The organism is Bradyrhizobium sediminis, assembly GCF_018736085.1.
Taxonomy (GTDB): Bacteria; Pseudomonadota; Alphaproteobacteria; order Rhizobiales; family Xanthobacteraceae; genus Bradyrhizobium; species Bradyrhizobium sediminis.
Genome location: NZ_CP076134.1, coordinates 3664773 through 3685101, shown reverse-complemented (window position 1 = coordinate 3685101; position 20329 = coordinate 3664773). Strand labels below are relative to the sequence as shown.

19 protein-coding genes are annotated in these 20329 nt (G+C 62.6%); 9 read left to right on the top strand and 10 right to left on the bottom strand.

The annotated features are described in order from the left end of the window. Nucleotides 1-5 precede the first annotated feature (5 nt). Nucleotides 6-965: a tRNA dihydrouridine(20/20a) synthase DusA gene (gene dusA / locus KMZ29_RS17850; protein WP_249779956.1), complete on the top strand. Its 960-nt coding sequence runs from the start codon at nt 6-8 to the stop codon at nt 963-965. A 14-nt stretch (nt 966-979) separates the two neighbouring features. On the opposite strand, the gene KMZ29_RS17845 is transcribed toward dusA, so the two are convergent. The 5 genes from KMZ29_RS17845 to KMZ29_RS17825 all read right to left on the bottom strand — a co-directional run bounded on the left by KMZ29_RS17845 (nt 980) and on the right by KMZ29_RS17825 (nt 5943). Beyond that, nucleotides 980-1492 carry a TIGR02281 family clan AA aspartic protease gene (locus KMZ29_RS17845; RefSeq protein WP_215620454.1) on the bottom strand — a complete coding sequence of 171 codons (513 nt, stop codon included), beginning with the start codon at nt 1490-1492 and terminating at the stop codon, nt 980-982. A gap of 31 nt (nt 1493-1523) precedes the next feature. Beyond that, nucleotides 1524-1733, bottom strand: a complete 210-nt coding sequence (locus tag KMZ29_RS17840; RefSeq protein WP_215620453.1) for a DUF1289 domain-containing protein — start codon at nt 1731-1733, stop codon at nt 1524-1526. A gap of 45 nt (nt 1734-1778) precedes the next feature. Continuing rightward, nucleotides 1779-3383: a sensor histidine kinase gene (locus KMZ29_RS17835; RefSeq protein ID WP_215620452.1), complete on the bottom strand. Its 1605-nt coding sequence runs from the start codon at nt 3381-3383 to the stop codon at nt 1779-1781. A gap of 246 nt (nt 3384-3629) precedes the next feature. Further along, the gene (locus KMZ29_RS17830; protein ID WP_215620451.1) at nt 3630-4670 is read right to left on the bottom strand and encodes an LPO_1073/Vpar_1526 family protein; all 1041 of its coding nucleotides are present in this window, start codon (nt 4668-4670) and stop codon (nt 3630-3632) included. Nucleotides 4671-5073: 403 nt separating this feature from the next. Continuing rightward, nucleotides 5074-5943 (bottom strand): NAD(P)-dependent oxidoreductase, encoded by an 870-nt coding sequence (locus KMZ29_RS17825; RefSeq protein ID WP_215602491.1) that lies wholly within the window; start codon nt 5941-5943, stop codon nt 5074-5076. A gap of 212 nt (nt 5944-6155) precedes the next feature. Here KMZ29_RS17825 and KMZ29_RS17820 point away from each other — a divergent pair, with 212 nt between their 5' ends. The 5 genes from KMZ29_RS17820 to ltrA all read left to right on the top strand — a co-directional run bounded on the left by KMZ29_RS17820 (nt 6156) and on the right by ltrA (nt 12290). Beyond that, nucleotides 6156-6593, top strand: a complete 438-nt coding sequence (locus tag KMZ29_RS17820) for a VOC family protein (protein ID WP_215620450.1) — start codon at nt 6156-6158, stop codon at nt 6591-6593. Between the two features lie 182 nt (nt 6594-6775). Next, nucleotides 6776-7906 carry an Mrp/NBP35 family ATP-binding protein gene (locus tag KMZ29_RS17815; protein WP_215620449.1) on the top strand — a complete coding sequence of 377 codons (1131 nt, stop codon included), beginning with the start codon at nt 6776-6778 and terminating at the stop codon, nt 7904-7906. 189 nt (nt 7907-8095) lie between these two features. Continuing rightward, on the top strand, nt 8096-9184 hold the full coding sequence (locus KMZ29_RS17810; protein ID WP_215620448.1) for a TRAP transporter substrate-binding protein: 1089 nt from the start codon (nt 8096-8098) through the stop codon (nt 9182-9184). Nucleotides 9185-9369: 185 nt separating this feature from the next. Continuing rightward, the gene (locus tag KMZ29_RS17805) at nt 9370-10458 is read left to right on the top strand and encodes a TRAP transporter substrate-binding protein (RefSeq protein ID WP_215620447.1); all 1089 of its coding nucleotides are present in this window, start codon (nt 9370-9372) and stop codon (nt 10456-10458) included. A 464-nt stretch (nt 10459-10922) separates the two neighbouring features. Further along, a complete protein-coding gene (gene ltrA / locus KMZ29_RS17800; RefSeq protein WP_440131713.1) occupies nt 10923-12290 on the top strand; it encodes a group II intron reverse transcriptase/maturase in 1368 nt (455 codons plus the stop codon). A gap of 105 nt (nt 12291-12395) precedes the next feature. Here ltrA and KMZ29_RS17795 read toward each other — a convergent pair whose 3' ends face one another. The 5 genes from KMZ29_RS17795 to KMZ29_RS17775 all read right to left on the bottom strand — a co-directional run bounded on the left by KMZ29_RS17795 (nt 12396) and on the right by KMZ29_RS17775 (nt 17267). After that, nucleotides 12396-14003: a TRAP transporter large permease gene (locus KMZ29_RS17795; protein ID WP_215620446.1), complete on the bottom strand. Its 1608-nt coding sequence runs from the start codon at nt 14001-14003 to the stop codon at nt 12396-12398. Continuing rightward, nucleotides 14000-14539, bottom strand: a complete 540-nt coding sequence (locus KMZ29_RS17790) for a TRAP transporter small permease subunit (RefSeq protein ID WP_215620445.1) — start codon at nt 14537-14539, stop codon at nt 14000-14002. Before KMZ29_RS17790 ends, KMZ29_RS17795 begins: the two co-directional genes overlap by 4 nt. Nucleotides 14540-14842: 303 nt before the next feature. Beyond that, nucleotides 14843-15877 (bottom strand): GTP 3',8-cyclase MoaA, encoded by a 1035-nt coding sequence (moaA, locus tag KMZ29_RS17785; protein WP_215620444.1) that lies wholly within the window; start codon nt 15875-15877, stop codon nt 14843-14845. A gap of 117 nt (nt 15878-15994) precedes the next feature. Next, entirely contained in the window at nt 15995-16447 is a 453-nt protein-coding gene (locus KMZ29_RS17780; RefSeq protein WP_215620443.1) for a hypothetical protein, read from the bottom strand. 133 nt (nt 16448-16580) lie between these two features. After that, nucleotides 16581-17267, bottom strand: coding sequence for an HAD family hydrolase (locus KMZ29_RS17775; RefSeq protein WP_215620442.1), 687 nt, complete (start codon nt 17265-17267; stop codon nt 16581-16583). A 188-nt stretch (nt 17268-17455) separates the two neighbouring features. On the opposite strand from KMZ29_RS17775, the gene rpiA reads away from it, so the two are divergent. The 3 genes from rpiA to gor all read left to right on the top strand — a co-directional run bounded on the left by rpiA (nt 17456) and on the right by gor (nt 20231). Continuing rightward, on the top strand, nt 17456-18154 hold the full coding sequence (gene rpiA / locus KMZ29_RS17770) for a ribose-5-phosphate isomerase RpiA (protein WP_215620441.1): 699 nt from the start codon (nt 17456-17458) through the stop codon (nt 18152-18154). 26 nt (nt 18155-18180) lie between these two features. After that, complete coding sequence (locus KMZ29_RS17765; protein WP_215620440.1) at nt 18181-18729, top strand: DUF2059 domain-containing protein; 549 nt, start codon at nt 18181-18183, stop codon at nt 18727-18729. Between the two features lie 116 nt (nt 18730-18845). After that, on the top strand, nt 18846-20231 hold the full coding sequence (gene gor / locus KMZ29_RS17760; RefSeq protein WP_215620439.1) for a glutathione-disulfide reductase: 1386 nt from the start codon (nt 18846-18848) through the stop codon (nt 20229-20231). The last annotated feature ends 98 nt before the right edge of the window (nt 20232-20329 follow it).

Sequence of the window (20329 nt, the reverse complement as noted above, 5' to 3'; positions counted from 1 at the left end):
CGCCCATGATGGACTGGACCGACCGGCATTGCCGCGTCTTCCACCGTCTGATGACGCGGCGCGCCCGGCTCTACACGGAGATGCTGACCACCGGCGCCATCATCCATGGCGATCGCGCGCGGCTGCTCGGCTTCGATCAAAGCGAACATCCGGTGGCGCTGCAGCTTGGCGGTTCGGAGCCGCGTGATCTCGCGGCCGCTGCGAAGATCGGCGAGGATTTCGGCTATGACGAGATCAATCTCAATGTCGGCTGCCCGTCGGACCGGGTGAAGGACGGCCGCTGCGGCGCCTGCCTGATGGCGGAGCCGGCGCTGGTTGCCGAGGGCGTCCACGCCATGAAGCGCGCGGTTGGCGTTCCCGTCACGGTGAAATGCCGGATCGGCATCGACGACCAGGATCCGGAAATCGCGCTGGATACGCTAGCGCGCAGCGTCGTCGCCGCCGGCGCGGATGCGCTGATCGTGCATGCCCGCAAGGCCTGGCTCAACGGATTGTCGCCGAAGGAAAACCGCGACGTCCCGCCGCTCGACTATGACCGGGTGTACCGGCTGAAGGCGTCGATGCCCAAGGTACCCGTCATCATCAACGGCGGCATCCCCGATCTCGCCGCGGCGAAGCAGCACCTCGATCATGTCGACGGCGTGATGATCGGGCGGGCGGCCTACCATGAGCCGTGGCGGTTGCTGGCGGCTGATCCCGAATTGTTCGGCGAGGCTGCCCCTTACGCTACGATGAAAGACGTGTTCGAGGCGATGATTCCTTATATCGAGGATCAGCTGGCGCAGGGCACGCGGCTGCATTCGATGACGCGGCATTTGGTCGGCGCGTTCCACGGCGTGCCCGGCGCGCGCGCCTTCCGCCGCCACCTCGCCGAGAACGGCGTCAAGCAAGAAGCGGGTGTCAGCGTACTGCACGATGCGATCGCGCTGGTCGCGGACCGCGCGGTGGCCCCGATCGCGGCTTGATCCGCTCGACGGCGCTACGGGTAGCCGTGCAGCATCAGCCGGTCGGCGCGCACTTCCCAGCTTTCCAGCCGGTCCAGAAAACTCATCCCGAGCAGGTTGGTTTTCATCTGTCCGCGCGGCACCACGAGGGCCGGCACCGAACGCTCGACCAGCTTGCCGATCGCCAGGCGATCGAGCGTCAGCCGCGCGGCCTTGGTGTGTCCACCGGCGGTCTCGACGTCGACATTATATATGAGCAGCTCGAGCGGCAGCCCGGCCGCCTTGGCCGTTTCCCAGGTCAGCACGACAGAGGTCGCGCCGGTATCGATCACCATCGGGGCGCTGACGCCATTGATTTTGGCGCGCAGCGCGAACTCACCGCCCTGGCCGCGCGCGATCTGCACCGCGCGCCCCGTCGATACGGTTCGTTTGCGCAGCATGTCGGACACGCTGTCGCTGGCGCGCGCGAGCTGTTCCGGATCCTTGTAGGCGACCACGGCGCCGGCCGTCGCCGCCAGCATCAGGAGCACGAGCAGAAAGCGGCTCACGACGCGCCTCCCATGCAGGTGTCGTCGCCTGTCAGGCCGGCTTCGCGGCCGCCGCCGTCGCGGGCGGAGCAAGCCCGGCCTCGACCATGCGCGCCGGAAGCTGCGCCATGACGGCATGCCGCTCCGCGCCGTCCATCTCCTGCCAGCGCGCGATCTCCGGCAAGGTACGGCCGCAGCCGAAGCAAAGGCTGGTTCTGGGATCGATCATACAAACTGCGGTGCACGGCGTTTCTTTGCTCATCGGAAGATAGTGAATCGGATTCCGTCGGTTGCGCAAGCGCTCCTGTTACAGGCCGGTGCCGGCGCTCATGATCGGCTGTCTGCGGATCCGGCGCTTGTCTTCGGCGGTCACGGTGGCGGCGGATTGCGGCTGCAGCGGCGGAGCCTCCTCGGCCATCGGCGCCAGCGCGGACATCACGCGCTCCGGCGGGAAGGTGACGATGACTTCGGTACCGATGCGAAGCTTCGATTTCAGCGTGAAGGTGCCGCCATGCATGTCGATCAGGCTTTTCGCGATCGGCAGGCCGAGCCCCGCGCCCTGTTCGGCTGACTTGATCGAATTGGAACCCTGGCCGAACGACGCCAGCACGATCGGGATTTCGTCCTCGGCGATTCCCGAGCCGGTATCCTTGACGCTCAGATATTGTCCGCCGGACGCGGTCCAGCCGACCTTCAGCCAGATCTCGCCGCCCTGCGGGGTGAACTTGATCGAGTTCGACAGCAGGTTGAGCACGATCTGACGGGTGGCGCGCTCGTCGCCCCAGATCCGCGGCATGCCCTGCTCGAACACCTCGTGAATGGTGATGCCGCGGCTGGAGGCGCGCAGTTTCAAGAGGTGATGGCAGTCGGCAACGACATGCACCAGCGACACCGCTTCCTCGTTGAGTTCGTACCGTCCGGCTTCGATCCGCGACAGGTCGAGAATCTCGTTGATCAGGTTGAGCAGGTGCACGCCCGAATTGTGGATGTCGGCGGAATATTCCTTGTATACCGGCACGGCGTGCGCGCCGAAGATCTCGCTCTTCATCACCTCGGAAAATCCGAGGATCGCGTTCAGCGGCGTGCGCAACTCGTGGCTCATCTGCGCGAGAAACCGCGACTTCGCGACGTTGGCGGATTCGGCGCGATGCCGCGCCTCGTCGGATATCGCCTTGGCCTGCTCGAGTTCGCCGATCAGCGCATCCTTTTCAGCGCGCGCCTCCAGCGTCGCCAATGTCGTCGAATGCAGGCGATGCGCGAGCAGCGCGAAATATCCTTCGGCGGCGATCGCGAGCAGGGCGAGCACGTAATTGTCGAAGGTCCCGCTCAGCACGAAATTCACCGCGATCGCCGCCGTCACCGGCGCGGTCGCCACCAGGGCGGCGATCGGCAGGCTGGCCGCCAGCATGCTCGATACCGCGATCACCAGCAGCATCAGGAACATCATCAGCGTGTTGGAAACCACGTCGAGGCTGGCCGGGTGGATCAGGATCGCCGTCCAGCACAGGCCGTAAAGCAGATCGAGCAGCACGAACCGGGTGCGCCACTTGCGGGTGGCGGTAAGCGAGGGAGATTCGCCGAGGAACCTGCGGCAGTGGCGGATGATGACGGCATGAATGCAGAACATGCCGCAGGTCCACGCCGCCGCCGAGATCGGCTCCATCCAGAAGCCGAACAAGAGGCCGGTTGCCACCACCAGCAGCATGACGACGTAGGACGCCGACACCCGCGTCTGGGCATATTGCCGGAGCAGCTCGCGATCGAAAGCGGGACGGGTTCCGCTGGTCGAAGTTAACCTGTCGCGGGCCTCGCGCACCCGCTGCGCGGCCGCACGGCGGTTGCTCACCGGCACGACGACGGGCGCTTCAGCCGGAAGCTGGACGACTTCGGGCTTTTCTGCGGGTCTACTCATCAAACAACACAAATCCTGCCCGCGGACCGCGCGGGCTTTTTGCATTGTCTATCTCTGGCGCTAAATTATTAAGGGCGACCTTAAAGCGCTAAAGAATCACGTTAACGGGTGGTTAAATTAACCTCCTGCGTGGGCTGTCCGGAAGCCGCCCGGAATGGCGTTGATCCGGACCAAATCCGGCAATCCATGTCACGCGCGTCCGTCGCCTCCGGCGCCAATCCCCTCAATGCCGGTTCAGCCCCATCGCTATTTTATCCATACATCTAAGGGGGCATCAAACCCGATTACGCGTTTAGCGTTGGCGTGACCGATCGCAATTCCTACCGGCGTCAAATCAAAATTCTTCAATAGTGTATTGTTCCACACGTCGGTTAATGACTCGAAATCAGATATAATTGGCGGCAGCAGTTCATTTAGGGGCGGGATCGTGCTTACGAATAGATTCCAAACATTCTGAAGTTCATTCTCAGTCAAACCTGTTTCTGATGCTTTCGATTTCAGAACGTCAAATGTGATGGCGGCGGGCTGAAGCTTGGATGCGTCGTGGAGTGAAGGGATCAATAACATATCCATCGCATTCTTCTTGCCATCCGGAAGATGGCTCTCTAGTTGCGCTCTATCAAAACCCACTCCAAGAACGCCCCCATAGCTAGTTCGAAAGAGATCAAAGAGATCAGCTTGGCCCAATGAGATTGACCCACAGGATTGCGTTTGCATATGTCCAAAGGATGATTGCTCACGCGAGATGTCTTTAACGAACGGAATCAAATTGTTTTTGACGTATTCGCAAAATTGTTCAAACGTCCCTATATTGTGCCTAATGGTGTACCGCGCCACATATATGAGCGAAAGCGCGGCAAATTCATTCGCGGTTAGATTGGTTGCTTTTGTCGCGGCATCGTTTAGCGTCAGCGCAAGACGCGTGCGTGTCTTTTCCAAAGACCTTCTTGCGATAATATCGACTAGTGTGTCCCGAACCGCTTCATCGCCTGAGCGAGCAAACGATTCTTGGGAATCGTTCAGCAGGTATTGAAAATCAGGATCACGAAATGCCTCGGGATTAGCTTTGCCGGGCTCTGCGAACGTTCTTAAGAGTTCTTCTCGAAAAGATGCGAGCCGGGCATCTGCTTCCTCACGGGCCTCAGCCTGGTAGGTCGATAGCGTTCTTGCCATGGACACCATAATCTGCGTCATTTGTTCCGGCGTCATTCCATGCTGTATGATAATATCTCGGCCAGCCTGAAGAGCTGTCGCGCCGGAACCGGCTTTCTGATCCTGATCCGTCATCGGTCGATCTTGGTATCGCGTCCAGATTGAATACCAATGCTGTTCTTGCCAGTGCTTTGGCGCTGGCTCCGGTTGCGATTGATGACGTGCTTTGCAGCGAAGACCCCGAAAATTACCGCTAAGATGATTCCTACGAGACCAATCCCTTGATCAACCGACATATCGACCCCCTAATGGACGCAGTGCTCGGTTCGATGCGAAGCCTATGCACCGGGCAGCGCATTCGTGTGGCTGGGCGACAGCGGTCCCGCCATTACGCAATTATACGTTGTTTCCTCATTGGGAGGAGCGCAGCGACGAAGCAATCCACTCTTCTTTCCGCGGTGGGATGGATTGCTTCGCTTGCGCTCGCAATGACGGCGGTCTTGGCGCGTCCCTCCGCGGGGAGGCCCGCTAATATTGCTCAGCGCTCCAGCCGGGCCAGCAGGCTCGACGTGTCCCAGCGCTTGCCGCCCATCTTCTCGACTTCGGAATAGAACTGATCGACCAGCGCGGTCACCGGAAGGTTGGCGCCGTTGCGGCGCGATTCCGCGAGGCAGATCGAGAGGTCCTTGCGCATCCACTCCACCGCGAAGCCGAAATCGAACTTGCCTTCGTTCATGGTCTTGTAGCGGTTTTCCATCTGCCAGGATTGGGCGGCGCCCTTCGAGATGGTGTCGATGACCGCCTGGACGTCGAGCCCGGCCTTCTTGGCGAAATGAATGCCCTCCGACAGGCCCTCCACCAGTCCGGCGATGCAGATCTGGTTGACCATTTTTGTCAGTTGCCCGGAGCCGGCGGGCCCAAGCAGCTTGCACATCCTGGCATAGGCCGCGATGACGGGCTCGGCGCCGGCATAGGCATCCGCAGTGCCGCCGCACATCACGGTCAATACGCCGTTTTCCGCGCCGGCCTGGCCGCCGGACACCGGGCCATCGACGAACTTGAAGCCTGCCTTGGTGGCGGCGGCGTCGAGTTCGCGCGCGACTTCGGCGGAGGCCGTGGTGTGATCGACGAAGGTCGCACCCTTCTTCATGCCGGCAAAGGCGCCGTCGGCGCCGATCGCGACCGCGCGCAGATCATTGTCGTTGCCGACGCAGCACATCACGAAATCCTGGCCTTCGGCCGCAGCTTTCGGGGTCGCCGCCGTGCGCCCGCCGAACTTGTCCGCCCATTGCTTCGCCTTCGCCGCGGTGCGGTTGTACACCGTCACCTCGTGGCCGCCTTTTTTGACCAGATGTCCTGCCATGGGGAAACCCATGACGCCGAGACCGAGAAAAGCGACTTTAGCCATGTGAGCAACCTTGGGGTTTCGCCGGCATTGGATTAGCCGGACCGTGTTCTGGGGAGCGATGAGGGGCCGGTACGTCCTGGAACAGGCCCCCTGAAGATGCGGAAGGCGCACAATAAGCCCTGCAGCATGGAGGGCAACGCCTCCGTTTGGCGCGTGCGCAGGGTTTTGTGCTAGGATTGCGCAGAACTTCAAAAAAAGGGGAGTGTATCGTCATGGGCGTGAGCGTGGGTGTGCTCGATCATTTCAATATCCGGACCCGGAAACTCGACGACACGGTCCGGTTCTACGAGGATGTCCTGGGACTGGAGAAGGGTGCCCGGCCGAATTTCGCTTTTCCGGGGGCCTGGATGTACAGCGAGGGCAAGGCGGTCGTGCATCTGGTCGATATTTCCAGGACCGACGAGCCGCAAAAGCCGGATTCCGGGGTGGTCCATCACGTCGCCTTCGTCAGCCAGGGGTTTGCCGGCATGAAGCAGCGGCTGGAATCCAAGGGGTTCAAATACGATGCCCGGCAGGTTCCGGGCGGCGAGCTTTGGCAGATCTTCGTCGATGACCCCAATGGCGTCATGATCGAACTGAACTACGAGGCCGCCAAGGAGCAGGGCGTAGCAGCCCCCGTCGAGCGCCGGGAGGACATGGGAGCGAGGTAGCGTTTTGCGCTGCAACGCTTTATGGGTCGCATCCGAAATATCGCATCGCATTTTCGAGCGAGATCTGCCCCGAACTTGATGCGGGGGCTGGACTTTGGTTCGCGAAATGAAGTTGCGCCAAAGCAAAGAATAGAGCCCGGTTCTGATGCAATCAGAACCGACGAGGCTCAAGGAGATGCGCCGTGAGCGTAACGCAGCAACAGGTTCTGAATGCGCTGGCCAGGGTGAGGTCGCCCCGCGGCATCGCCTTGACCGACGCCAATGTGCTGTCGGCGATCGCCGCTAACGACGGCAAGGTCTTCTTCTCGATCAACGTCGATGCCGCCGAGGCCCGCGCCTGGGAAAGTATTCGTGCCGAGGCCGAGGCCGCGGTGCGCGCCATCCCCGGCGTCACCGTCGCCATGGTCGCGCTGACGGCCGAACGTAAACCTGGTTCCGCGCCGCCGCCAGCGCCGCATCGGCACGGGCCGGGCGTCCAACCGGTCTCGGCGCATCGGCCGCCGCAGAGCCCGGCATCGCCGATGTCGAAGCAGTCGGAAATTCCCGGCATTGCCGCGGTCATCGCGGTGGCCTCCGGCAAGGGCGGTGTCGGCAAATCGACCACCGCGCTCAACCTGGCATTGGGCTTGCGCGATCTCGGTTTGCGGATCGGTCTGCTCGACGCCGACATCTATGGGCCGTCAGTGCCGCGGTTGACCGGCATTCACGAGAAGCCGCAATTGAACGACGAGCGGAAGATGATTCCGATCCGGCGTTTCGGCCTTGCCATCATGTCGATCGGTTTTCTGGTCGAGGAGGAAACCGCGATGATCTGGCGCGGGCCGATGGTGATGTCGGCCATCACCCAGATGCTGCGCGATGTCGCGTGGGGCACCCTCGATGTTCTGGTGGTCGATATGCCACCGGGCACCGGCGACGCGCAGCTGACGCTGGCGCAGAACGTGCCGCTGAAGGGCGCGATCATCATTTCGACGCCGCAGGATCTCTCCCTGATCGATGCGCGGCGCGGGCTTGCGATGTTCAGGAAGGTCAATGTGCCGGTTCTCGGCATCGTCGAGAACATGAGTTATTTCCAGTGCCCGCAATGCGGCACCCGATCGGATATTTTCGGGCACGGCGGCGCGCGGCGCGAGGCGGAACGGCTTGGCGTGCCGTTCCTGGGCGAAATCCCGCTCCATATGTCGATTCGCGCCACCTCGGATTCGGGCACCCCCGTGGTGGACAGCGAGCCGGACGGCCCGCATGCGGCGATCTATCGCGCGATCGGCGCCAGGGTCCGCGACCAGCTTCAGGGCGTCATTGCCGCCGCCTGAGCCGGTTTTCGGGGCATATGCGACTTTCGATTAATCAGTGCTGTCACGCCATTGTGAGGTTTTCCGATGGCAAATTTCCATGTTAAAGCCCCCGCGCCAGAGCGCCTTCGGCCGACGCGGATACCGCCTCGCCGAACCAGCCGCTCCAGGAAATCTGGGAAAATATGCCCCAACAAGGAGATGCCTTAAATGAAGCGTCGTGATTTTTTGAAAGTTTCCGCGGCCGGTGCCGCCGCCACCGCCGTGGCCTCGCCGGCGATCGCGCAATCCTCGCCCGAGATCAAGTGGCGCATGACGTCGAGCTTCCCGAAGTCGCTCGATACGATTTACGGCGGCGCTGACTTTTTCGTGAAACAGGTTGCGGAAATGACCGACAACAAGTTTCAAATTCAGCTGTTCGCGGCGGGTGAGGTCGTTCCGGGCCTGCAGGCGCTGGATGCGACGTCCAACGGCACCGTCGAGATGAGCCACACGGTCTCGTATTATTACGTCGGCAAGGATCCGACTTTTGCAATCTTCTCGGCGGTGCCGTTTGGCCTCAACGCCCGCCAGCAGAACTCCTGGCTCTCTCAGGGCGGCGGCAACGAACTCGCCAACGAACTCTTCAAGAAGCACGGCGTGATCGGCTTCCCCTGCGGCAATACCGGCACCCAGATGGGCGGTTGGTTCCGCAAGGAGATCAAGACGGTCGCCGATCTCTCCGGTCTCAAGTTCCGCATCGGCGGCATTGCCGGCCAGGTGTTGCAGAAGGTCGGCGTCGTGCCGCAGCAGATCGCCGGCGGTGACATCTATCCCGCGCTCGAGAAGGGCACCATCGACGCCGCCGAATGGGTCGGGCCGTATGATGACGAGAAGCTCGGCTTCCAGAAGGTCGCCAAGTACTACTACTATCCCGGTTTCTGGGAAGGCGGCCCCACCGTCCATGCCTTCTGCAATCTGGAGAAGTGGAATTCTCTGCCGAAGAGCTATCAGGCCGTCATCACCAATGCGACCGCCAACACCAATGCCTGGATGGCGGCGCGCTACGACATGCAGAACCCGGCGGCGCTGAAGCGTCTGGTCGCCGGCGGCACCCAGCTTCGTCCCTTCACCAACGAAGTGCTGGAAGCCTGCCTCAAGGCGACCAACGAGTTGTGGGCCGAAATCTCCGCCAAGAACGCCGACTTCAAGAAGGTCATCGACGCGATGCAGGCCTACCGCTCCGACCAGTATCTGTGGTGGCAGGTTGCAGAATACACCTTCGACAGCTTCCAGATCCGTTCGCGCACGCGCGGTTGATCGGCGCCGTCAGGCGGCTACGCCCTAAGTCGCAGAAATCGGCCCGGCCTCCGCAGGAAGGCCGGGCTTTTTTTCGCTGCAACGCAAATTCAGCATGGAAATCCGGAACCGGATGTTCCATGCTGGTTCCAAGCCTCGCCAAGAAGGCTCACGGACACAAAACACAGACAGAGAGGAATCACTCAATGAAGCGACGAGATTTTATCAAGGTCACCGGACTGGGCGTGGCAGGCGCCGCGGCCGTGGCCGCACCAGCGATCGCGCAGTCGATGCCGGAATTGAAGTGGCGTATGACGGCAAGCTGGCCGAAATCGCTCGACACGCTCTGGGGCGGCGCCGAGTTGTTTACGAAGTTTGTTGCCGAAGCCACCGACAACAAGTTCCAGATTCAGCCGTTTGCTGGCGGCGAAATCGTGCCGGGGCTGCAGGTCCTCGATGCCGTGCAAAACGGCACCGTCGAGATGGGACACACGGCGTCGTATTATTATTTCGGCAAGGATCCGACGTTTGCCTTCGCCACGGCGGTGCCGTTCGGACCGAACCAGCGCCTCAACCAGGCCTGGTATACGCAGGGCGGCGGCAGGGAACTCATGAACGAGTTCTACAAGGGCTACAACGTCACCTCTTTTCTCGCCGGCAATACCAGCTGCCAGATGGGCGGCTGGTTTCGCAAGGAAATCAACACCGTCGATGACCTGAAGGGGCTGAAGATGCGGATCGGCGGCTTCGCCGGGAAGGTGATGCAGAAGCTGGGCGTGGTCCCGCAGCAGCTCGCCGGTGGCGATATTTACCCGGCGCTCGAGAAGGGCACCATCGACGCCGCCGAATGGGTGGGGCCGTATGACGACGAGAAGCTCGGCTTCAACAAGGTCGCGCCGCACTATTACTATCCCGGTTGGTGGGAAGGCGGCCCCATGCTGATGGGCCTCGTCAATCTCGACAAGTGGAAGTCGCTGCCGAAGGCCTATCAAAGCATCATCGAGCAGGCAGGCCTGGCCACCAACGCCTGGATGATTGCAAAATACGATCAGTCTAATCCGGCGGCGCTGAAGAAACTGCTCGCCGGTGGCACCAAGCTGCATGCCTTTTCGCCGGCCATCATGCAGGCCTGCCTCAAGGCGACCAAGGAATTGTACGCCGAAACCTCGGCGACCAATCCGAACTTCAAGAAGGTTCTGGAGTCGGTGACCTCGTTCACGACCAACGGGTACCAGTGGCTCCAGGTCGCCGAGCTCGGTTACGACAGCTTCATGGCGCGCAATCCGCAGGGCTGATCGCGTTCACGCATCGAGGCCAATGAGAAAAAAACACCCCGGAGCAACTGCTCCGGGGTGTTTGTTTTGTGCGCCCAGCATGGGCGCACTCTTATGGGTGCAAGTCCCATCGTGAGTTGATCACAACGAACGAAGCGAAGCGCAACTGCATGAGGGAGACCGAGTGTGGGGAGGAAGCGTGGAGCGAAGCTGCGGGCCGATGAACAAGAACCGGATAGAAGGCGTTGCGGACCAGGGCGAGCGGGCAAGAAATCGCGAAGCTCTCGTGATCAAGGGGAAGCGGCGTAAATCCGGCGGTCGTGCAGTGAAGGAGTGCGTTCTTACCTGGGGAGATCTCGCCTTGTGCCCGAAAGGGCAACGGTGTCGAGCCGGAGCGAGAAGTCAGCCGAGGTCGTAGTAGTCGGTGGGAAGGCTGCGAGCCGTCTTGCAGGCGAAGGGCCGAACGAGAGGGAGTGTTCGACGCCATGTCGATGTGGCGAGCATCGCATCAGATGCCTGCGCGAGCAGGGCGGCCCGGGGTAGGACGCGGTGAATCCGCGTGTGGCTCGGGCAGCGATGAAGCTCGTCTCCCGCGGCATGAACCGAAGGACACAGGGTCAGCGCTGCTTCTAGCGGTACTGGCGAGAGAGAACCTGCAACGGGCGTGGAAGCGGGTGCGGGCCAACAAAGGCGTAGCCGGTGTAGACGGTCTGGATATTGACCAGACTGCCGCGCATCTACGCACGGCGTGGCCCGTGCTCCGCGAGCAACTGTTGTCGGGGACGTACCGGCCCAGTCCGGTGCGACGGGTGACGATCCCCAAGCCTGAGGGTGGGGAGCGCGAGCTTGGCATCCCGACGGTGACGGATCGTCTGATCCAGCAGGCGCTGCTGCAAGTGCTGCAGCCCATTCTTGATCCAACCTTCAGCGAGCACAGCTACGGCTTCCGGCCGGGCCGAAGCGCGCATGACGCCGTCCTTGTGGCGCAGTCATACGTGCAATCGGGCCGCCGGATCGTGGTGGACGTGGACCTGGAAAAGTTCTTTGACCGGGTCGATCACGACATCCTCATCGACCGCCTCCAGAAACGGATCGGGGACACCGGGGTCATCCGGCTGATCCGTGCGTATCTGAACAGCGGGATCATGGACGATGGCGTGGTCCGGACGCGCATGATGGGGACGCCGCAGGGCGGCCCGCTATCGCCGCTGCTGGCCAACGTCCTGCTCGATGAAGTGGACAAGGCGCTGGAACGTCGGGGCCATTGCTTCGTGCGCTACGCCGACGATGCGAACGTCTACGTTCGCAGCCGCCGGGCGGGCGAACGGGTGATGGCGCTGCTTCGGCGGCTCTACGGCAAACTGCGCTTGACGATCAACGAGACCAAAAGCGCAGTGACCGGTGTGTTCGGTCGCAAGTTCCTCGGCTACGGCTTCTGGCCGGGGCCGGGTGGTGTGATCAAACGCAAGGTTGCTGACAAGCCGCTGAGGACGTTCAAGCAGTGCATCCGGCAACTGACCGGCCGCAATGGCGGGCGCAGTATGCAGGATGTGGTGGATCATCTGCGGCCCTACATTCGGGGATGGAAGGCTTACTTCCGGCTGGCGCAAACCCCACGGGTCTGGCGAGAGCTCGACCGGTGGCTGCGTCATCGGCTGCGTGCCATCCAGCTCAAGCAGTGGAAGCGCGGCACGACCATGTACAGGGAATTGCTGGCGCTGGGAGCCAAGCTTGACGTTGCGCGAAAGGTGGCGGCCAACAGCCGTCGCTGGTGGCGTAACAGCGGCATGCTCCTCAACGCCGTGTTGACCCTGAACTGGTCGGACCGGCTGGGACTGCCCCGGCTCTCATGACCTCAACTTCTCGAACCGCCCGGTGCGGACCCGCATGCCGGGTGGTGTGGCAGGGGAGCGACCCAAAAGGTCGCCCCCTATGCCGATTTGGCCAAGTCGCTGCGGCTACTGTTTTGGCGGCGGACCGAAATCGAGCGGCGGCAGTTCGATCTGCGGGACCTCGATCTTGACCTTGCTGATATCCTCGGCGCTGACAGGCTTGTCCAGCAGCGCGGTGACGGTCCAGGGGAAGGCGATCACCACCACGACCATGATGATCTGCAACCCGATCCAGGGTATGGCACCCCAGTAAATATCCGAGCTCTTCACCTCTTTGGGTGCCACGCCGCGCAGATAGAACAGCGCGAAGCCGAACGGCGGATGCAGGAACGACGTCTGCATGTTCACGCAGAGCATGACGCCGAACCAGATCAACGCCGCGTCTGCGCCGACCACCGGCGCCAGGACCTTCTGCGCGATCGGTGCCACCATCGGCAGGATGATGAAGGCGATCTCGAAGAAATCCAGGAAGAACGCCAGGAAGAAGATGAAGAGGTTGATGAAGGTCAGGAAGCCCCAGACGCCGCCGGGCAGCGACGTCATCATGTGTTCGAGCCATACCCCCCCCGAGACACCGAGGAACACCACCGAGAAACAGGTCGAGCCGATCAGGATGAACACCACCATGGTGGTCAGGCGCATGGTGTTCTCGTAGCCCTGCTTGATCAGATTGCGCAGCTCGGGAATTCGTACCGCCTCGAGGCAAACCCAGATCACCGCGAAATAGGCGATGACGAAGGCGAGCTTGAACAGCAGGCCTCGCGACAGGAAGACGCCGATCATGGCGCCGATGCCCAGCGCGATGACGCCGGTAATCAGAACTTTGCGGCCCTTGGTGCTGAAATCCTTGCTGTGTATCGCCGCCAGCACGATCGCGCCGATCGCGCCCATGGCGCCGGCCTCCGTCGGGGTTGCAAGGCCGAGCATCATGGTGCCGAGCACGACGAAAATGAGCACGGCCGACGGGATGATGCCCATCAGGCATTTGCGCCACAGCGGCCAGCCCCGCAGCGTCAGCGCATCGCGCGGCACCGCCGGGACGTGATCGGGCTTGATGAGGCCGAGCAGGAAGGTGTAGCCGGCGAACAGCATGATCTGGAAAACCGACGGGCCCCAGGCGCCGAGATACATGTCGCCGACCGACTTGCCGAGCTGGTCGGCGAGCACGATCAGCACCAGCGAAGGCGGCACCAGCTGGGTGATGGTTCCCGAGGCCGCCAGCACACCGGTGATGTAGCGCATGTTGTAACCGTAACGCATCATCACCGGCATCGAGATCAGCGCCATCGCGATCACCTGCGCCGCGACCGTTCCGGTGATGGCGCCGAGGATGAAGCCCACGATGATGACGGAATAGCCGAGGCCGCCGCGGACCGGGCCGAACAACTGGCCCATCGAATCCAGCATGTCTTCCGCAAGACCGCATCGTTCCAGGATCGTGCCCATGAACGTGAAGAACGGAATCGCCAGCAACAGCTCGTTGGACAGCACGCTGCCGAACACCCGGCCCGGAATAGCCTGCAGGAAACTGAAATCGAAGAAGCCGAGGTGGATCGAGAGAAAGCCGAATGAAATTCCGACCGCTGCCAGCGTGAACGCCACCGGAAAGCCGATCAGCATCGCCAGAACCAGGCCGCCGAACATCAGCGGCGGCATCATTTCCAGCGTAATCATTGCACCGGTCTTTCGTATTTGGCGTCGATAGTTACAAGGTTCTGCAGCGCCGCGATGCGCTTGATGACCTCGGATACGCCCTGCAGCGCCAGCATCACGAAGCCCACGGGAATCACGAGCTTGATCGGCCAGCGCAGCAGGCCGCCGGCATTGCTCGACGCCTCGCCGACGGCATAGGCCTGGAGGAAGAACGGCCAGGACAGCCAGGACAGCAGCAGACAGGCCGGAATCAGGAAGCACAGCGTGCCGATCAGATCGAGCCAGAGCTGGCCGCGCTCGGAAAGAAGCAAATAGAGGATTTCGACCCGTACATGCTCGTTGCGCTTGAAGGTATAGGACGCGCCGAACATCACCAGGATGGCGAACATGTACCACTGCAGTTCGAGCCAGCCATTGGAGCTGTAGCCGAACGCATAGCGGACCATCGCGTTGGCGGCGCTGACCACGCAGGCCGCCAGAACCAGAACGTTGCAGATGTTGCCGATCTTTTCGTTGAGCAGGTCGATCCCGGCGCTGAGCGCCAGCAATGGGCGCATTGTGTTCTCTCGCGTGGTCGCCATCAGAGCGCACCCGCCGTTTCAAAAAGCATAGCTGTGCCGCCACGCGTCGAACGCGTACAGCGATGGCCCAACTTCAAGAGCGATTGCAACGATAGTCCTCCCCAACTTCGCGCTCTTGCCGTCTTGACTGCACCCAAGTGAGCGCAGCGGCCTATCCGGCCGAGCAGGCATAAAGCAAGCGCACCATTTCAGCGCGCCGCGGCGGCGTCAATCGGAAAATGGACAAATTGACGCGGGGTCAAATAGTTGCGTGGAAGGCGGCGTAATGCGCCGAAAATTTCAGCCGCCGGTGACGCTCATGTGCCGGCTGACGCTCGGGCGGTTGTGGCGGCGATCGATGATGAAGTCGTGGCCCTTCGGCTTCAGGCCGATGGCGCGGTCGATCGCGGCGGAAAGCAGGTCGTTGTCGGCCGAAGTCCGCAGCGGCTTGCGCAAATCGGAAGCATCCTCATGGCCGAGGCAGGTATGCAGCGTGCCGGTGCAGGTGATGCGCACCCGGTTGCATGCTTCGCAGAAGTTGTGGGTCATCGGCGTGATGAAGCCGAGTTTGCCGCCGGTCTCGGAGACCGAAACATAGCGGGCAGGGCCGCCAGTATCGTCGTCGATGTCGGTCAGCGTGAATTGCTGGGCGAGACGGGCGCGCAGCAGCGACAGCGGCACATATTGATCGATGCGGCCTTCGCCGATGTCGCCCATCGGCATCACCTCGATCAAGGTCAGCGCCATGCCCTTGCCGTGCGCCCATTGCATCAGCCCAGGGATTTCGTCCTCGTTGAGGTTCTTCAACGCCACCGCGTTGATCTTGACGGCGAGACCCGCCGATCGCGCCGCCTCGATGCCGGCCAGCACCTTGTCGAGGTCGCCCCAGCGGGTGATGGCGCGGAATTTCTCGGGATCCAGCGTGTCCAGCGAGACGTTGATGCGGCGTACCCCGCAATCCCGCAACTCCTGGGCAAAGCGCGAAAGCTGCGAGGCATTGGTGGTCAGCGTCAGTTCCCCGAGCGCGCCGCTATCGAGGTGACGCGACAGCGAGCGCACCAGCGACATCACGTTACGCCGGACCAGCGGTTCGCCGCCGGTCAGCCGCAACTTGCGCACGCCCTTGGCGATGAAGGCCGAGCACAGCCGGTCGAGCTCCTCGAGCGTGAGCAGATCGGCCTTGGGCAGGAATGTCATGTCTTCCGACATGCAATAGAAGCAGCGCAGGTCGCAGCGATCGGTGACCGATACCCGCAAATAGCTGATGGTCCGGCCGAACGGGTCGGTCATCGGACGGGACAGCGATGCCAGTGGACTGGGTGAGGGTCCGGTCATTCAGGTGCCCTTTCGGTGGGCCGCCGCGACAATAGGGGGACGGCCCTGCCGATGCAATCTAGGCACGTTGCAATGTCTGCACAATCCGCAACCTTTTTCAGGTGCGCTGCACAGTGATCAGCGGGGGGGCGGCGGCGTCGGGTTCGGGAACGGCGAGCCCGCAGGGGCGGCCGGCGGCGGCTTTGGTTTCTTCGGCTTGGCCGGCCGGCGAACCGGCTTCGGCGGCGGCGCTGCCGGCTTCAGTTCCGCGACCACCGGGTTGGGATCGATCGTGGTCGAGGCTGGGGTCGAGAAATCGCCGGGGACAAAGGTGACCTGCACCGGGACGGTCGCCGGCAGGAACTTGTTCATGGTGTAGGTAACCGAGAAACCGGTATCCACCGCGGGCACCGCGACCGAGCACGGGGTCTTGCAGCCCGGCCCCAGCGAGGTCTTGGCGTCGGCGCCCGAGGGAACCGAGTCGAGCTGGACCTGAATGGTGGGCGGCGTGGACTTGAAGGCGTCCATGGAAAAGGAGGAGCACCCGGCCAAGCCTGCCGCCGTCACGGCAATCACGATGACACGACGCATATCCGTCACTCTATTGCGGCTCGCCGCCACAATCCCCGCGCGAGCTTAGGGGCGTGGGAGTATCCGCGCAACGGTGCGGACGGTTATAGTTAAGTAATGGTTAATATATTTTTATTGCAGTAAATTCAACGCATTACATCGATTTTTTGGGCGCCGTCAGGCTTTCCACAGCGGCCGGCAGATCGCGCATGTGATGGATCAGGAGGTCCGGCTTGAGCTCGGCGATCGGGACCTCGGTATAGCCGAATCCGACGCCGATCACCGGGACGCCGGCGTGGCGGGCGACGCCGACATCCGGTCCGGCATCGCCGACCATGATCGCGGCGGACGGGTGACCTCCGGCGCGCGCGATCGTTTCCCGCAGGAAAACCGGGTCCGGTTTCGAGACCCCGAAAGTGTCCGCGCCGCAGATCGCGGAAAACCGCGCACTCAAGCCCAACTGATCGAGCAACAGCTTCGACAGCCACTCCAGCTTGTTGGTGCAGACCGCAAACCGGCACCCGCGCGCGCTGAGCTCGTCGAGTGCGTCCTCGAGACCCTCGAACGGGCGGGAGGCGTCGGCGATATGGGCCGCATAGTAATCGATGAAGTCGGAGGTCAGCCGGGCGATGTCGTCGACGCCGGCGGCGCGGCCTTCCAGCTCCAGCCCGCGTTCGATCAGCCGGCGGGCGCCCTGTCCGATCATGTTGCGCGCCGATTGCAGCGGCACCGGCGGCAGGCCCTCGCGGTCGAGCACGAAGTTGAGGGCGTTGATCAAATCGGGCGCCGTATCCACGAGCGTGCCGTCGAGATCGAATACGATGATGCGGGCAGAGGTCATGCGAAAACCGCTATCGGGCCCGGTGCGATCGTGCAAGTGGCAGAACGAGTCGTTTCTTCGTCATGCCGTCTTCGTCATGCCCCCTTTATACCGCTGTTCCTCACCGCAAAACGACGCTAGATATGCCCCCGCCGGACAGCGCTGGTCGCAGGGCCGGCGGCGGCTTCCCAAAAAGGCATCGTAAGCACGTGAACATGGACGCATTGAAACGGCAGGCGGCGGCGCGCGCGCTCGAAGAAGTGCGCGACGGCATGAAGCTCGGCCTTGGCACCGGTTCGACCGCGAAGCACTTCGTCGACCTGCTCGGCGAAAAGGTCCGCGCCGGATTGAATGTGGTGGGCGTGCCGACCTCGGAAGCGACCCGCATCCAGGCGGAGCAGTGCGGCGTTCCGCTGACCACGCTCGACGAGGTCGACCGGCTCGATCTGACGGTCGACGGCGCCGACGAGATCGATCCCGCGCTCAATTTGATCAAGGGCGGCGGCGGCGCGCTGCTGCGCGAAAAGATCGTCGCCGCAGCGTCCGATCGCATGATCGTGATTGCCGACGACTCGAAATGGGTCGATGTCCTGGGCCGCTTTCCGTTACCGGTGGAGCTCGTTCCGTTTGGCCTCGCGGCCACGCGGCGCGCCATGGCCGGGGCATTTGCGGAGACCGGCAATTCCGGGCAGATGGTGCTGCGGAAGGGCAAGGACGGCCACGCTTTTGTCACCGATGGCGGCCACTGGATTGTCGACGCCCAACTGGGCCGGATATCGGATGCGCCGCGGCTGGCAGGTCTTTTGACCTCCATCCCCGGTGTGGCCGAGCACGGGCTGTTCATCGGTCTTGCCAGCCTCGCCGTTCTGGCGGGCTCTCAGGGAATTCGCGTTATTGAACGGCGGTGACGCCGCTAATCCTAAGGAGACTTGGAATGAAGCTTGTTTCGAAGACTTTGTCGGCCGCCGGTCTTGCGCTTGCGTTGGCGGTGATCGCCGCTCCGGCCTCCGCGCAGCAGAAGCAGGCCGCGCCGGCGGCGCCGCAGTCCACGCCGCTCAAGCCGGGCACGCCGGCGGCGATGGCCGCCGCCAGGGAAATCCTGCAGATGAAGAACGCCTCGGCAATGTACGCCGGCGCCGTGCCCGGTCTGGTCCAGAAGACCAAAGAGGCGCTGCTGCAGTCCAACCTGAACTACCAGAAGGACCTCAACGAGGTCGCCGTGATCGTCGCGCAGAAGCTGGCTGGCCGCGAAAAGGAAATCGGCGAAGGCATGGCCTCCGTCTACGCCAATGAGTTCACCGAGCAGGAGCTGAAGGACCTGGTCACATTCTACAAATCGCCGCTCGGCAAGAAGCTGCTGGCGACGGAACCCCGGGCCATCCAGTTCAGCATGTCCTACATGAACGCCTGGGCGCAGAACTTCGCGGAAGTGATCAACGGCGAATTCCGCGCCGAGATGCGCAAGCGCGGCAAGGAAATCTAGGAGTAGCGAGCGGCGAATGGCGAGTAGCGAGTAGCGAATGGAAGCGCATATCGCGTTCAGTCTGCCATTCGCCATTCGCTATTCGCTATTCGCCATCCCGGGCAATCGAGGCTGCCATGAATGAGTTCGACGTCGATCTGTTCGTGATCGGAGGTGGCTCCGGCGGGGTGCGAGCCGCCCGGATCGCCGCCGGTTATGGTGCGAAGGTGATGATCGTCGAAGAGTACCGCATGGGCGGCACCTGCGTGATCCGCGGCTGCGTACCGAAGAAGCTTCTGGTCTACGCTTCGCACATCCGCCACGACGTCGAGGACGCCGCCGGTTTCGGCTGGACCATTCCGCAGGCGACCTTCGACTGGCCGACTTTGATCGCCAACAAGGACAGGGAAATCGCGCGGCTGGAGGCTGCCTACACCACGAACGTCGAAAAATCCGGCGCCCGCGTGGTCAAGACCCGCGCGGTGTTCGAGGATCCGCATACGCTGCGGCTCGGCACCGGCGAGACCGTCACGGCGAAACACGTGCTGATCGCGACCGGCGGCGCGCCCAATCACGGCCAGGCCATCCCCGGCATCGAGCACGTGATCTCGTCCAACGAGGTGTTCCACCTGCCGCAATTGCCGAAGCGCATCGTGATCCAGGGCGGCGGCTATATCGCGCTGGAATTCGCCTGCATCTTCGCCGGCTTCGGAAGCGACGTGACCTTGATCTATCGCGGCGACAACATCCTGCGCGGTTTCGACGAGGACGTCCGCAGCCACGTCCGCGACGAGATGGAGAAGGACGGCATCACGATTCTCACCGGCTGCACCGTCAACAAGGTCGACAAGCACGGCAAGGAATTCACCACCCATCTGTCGAACGGCTCCAGCATTGCGTCGGACCAGGTGATGTTCGCGATCGGGCGGCATCCTGCGGTCGCCAATCTCGGGCTCGAGAAGACCGGCGTCGCCATCAATCCCAAAAACGGCGGCATCGCGGTCGACGGTTTCTCGCGGACATCCGTGCCGCACATCTACGCGATCGGCGACGTCACCCATCGCATCAATCTCACGCCGGTCGCGATCCGCGAGGGCCATGCTTTCGCCGACACCGTGTTCGGCAAGAAGACGGTCGAGGTCGACCATGCGGACATTCCGACCGCGGTGTTTTCGCAGCCCGAGGTCGGCACCATCGGGCTGACGGAAGCCCAGGCCCGCGCCAGCTTCGCCCGTGTCGATATTTACAAGGCGAACTTCCGCCCGATGAAGGCGACGCTGTCGGGCCGCGACACGCGGATGCTGATGAAGCTCGTGGTCGATGCCTCGACCGACCGCGTCGTCGGCTGTCATATCGTCGGCGACGGCGCCGCCGAGATGGTCCAGGTGCTCGGCATCGCCGTGAAGATGAAGGCGACCAAGGCGGATTTCGACGCCACCATGGCGCTGCATCCGACCGCGGCGGAGGAGCTGGTGACGATGCGGACGCCGAGCGCGCGGCATGTGCGGGAAGCGGCGGAGTAGGGGCTTCCAGCGAACCTGCGACGCAGCGGAATTTTCCGCAGTGCGTCACAAGCGAACCTTCCGAATAGCCGCAGGGCTTTCCCCTGGGTGGCTGAGCT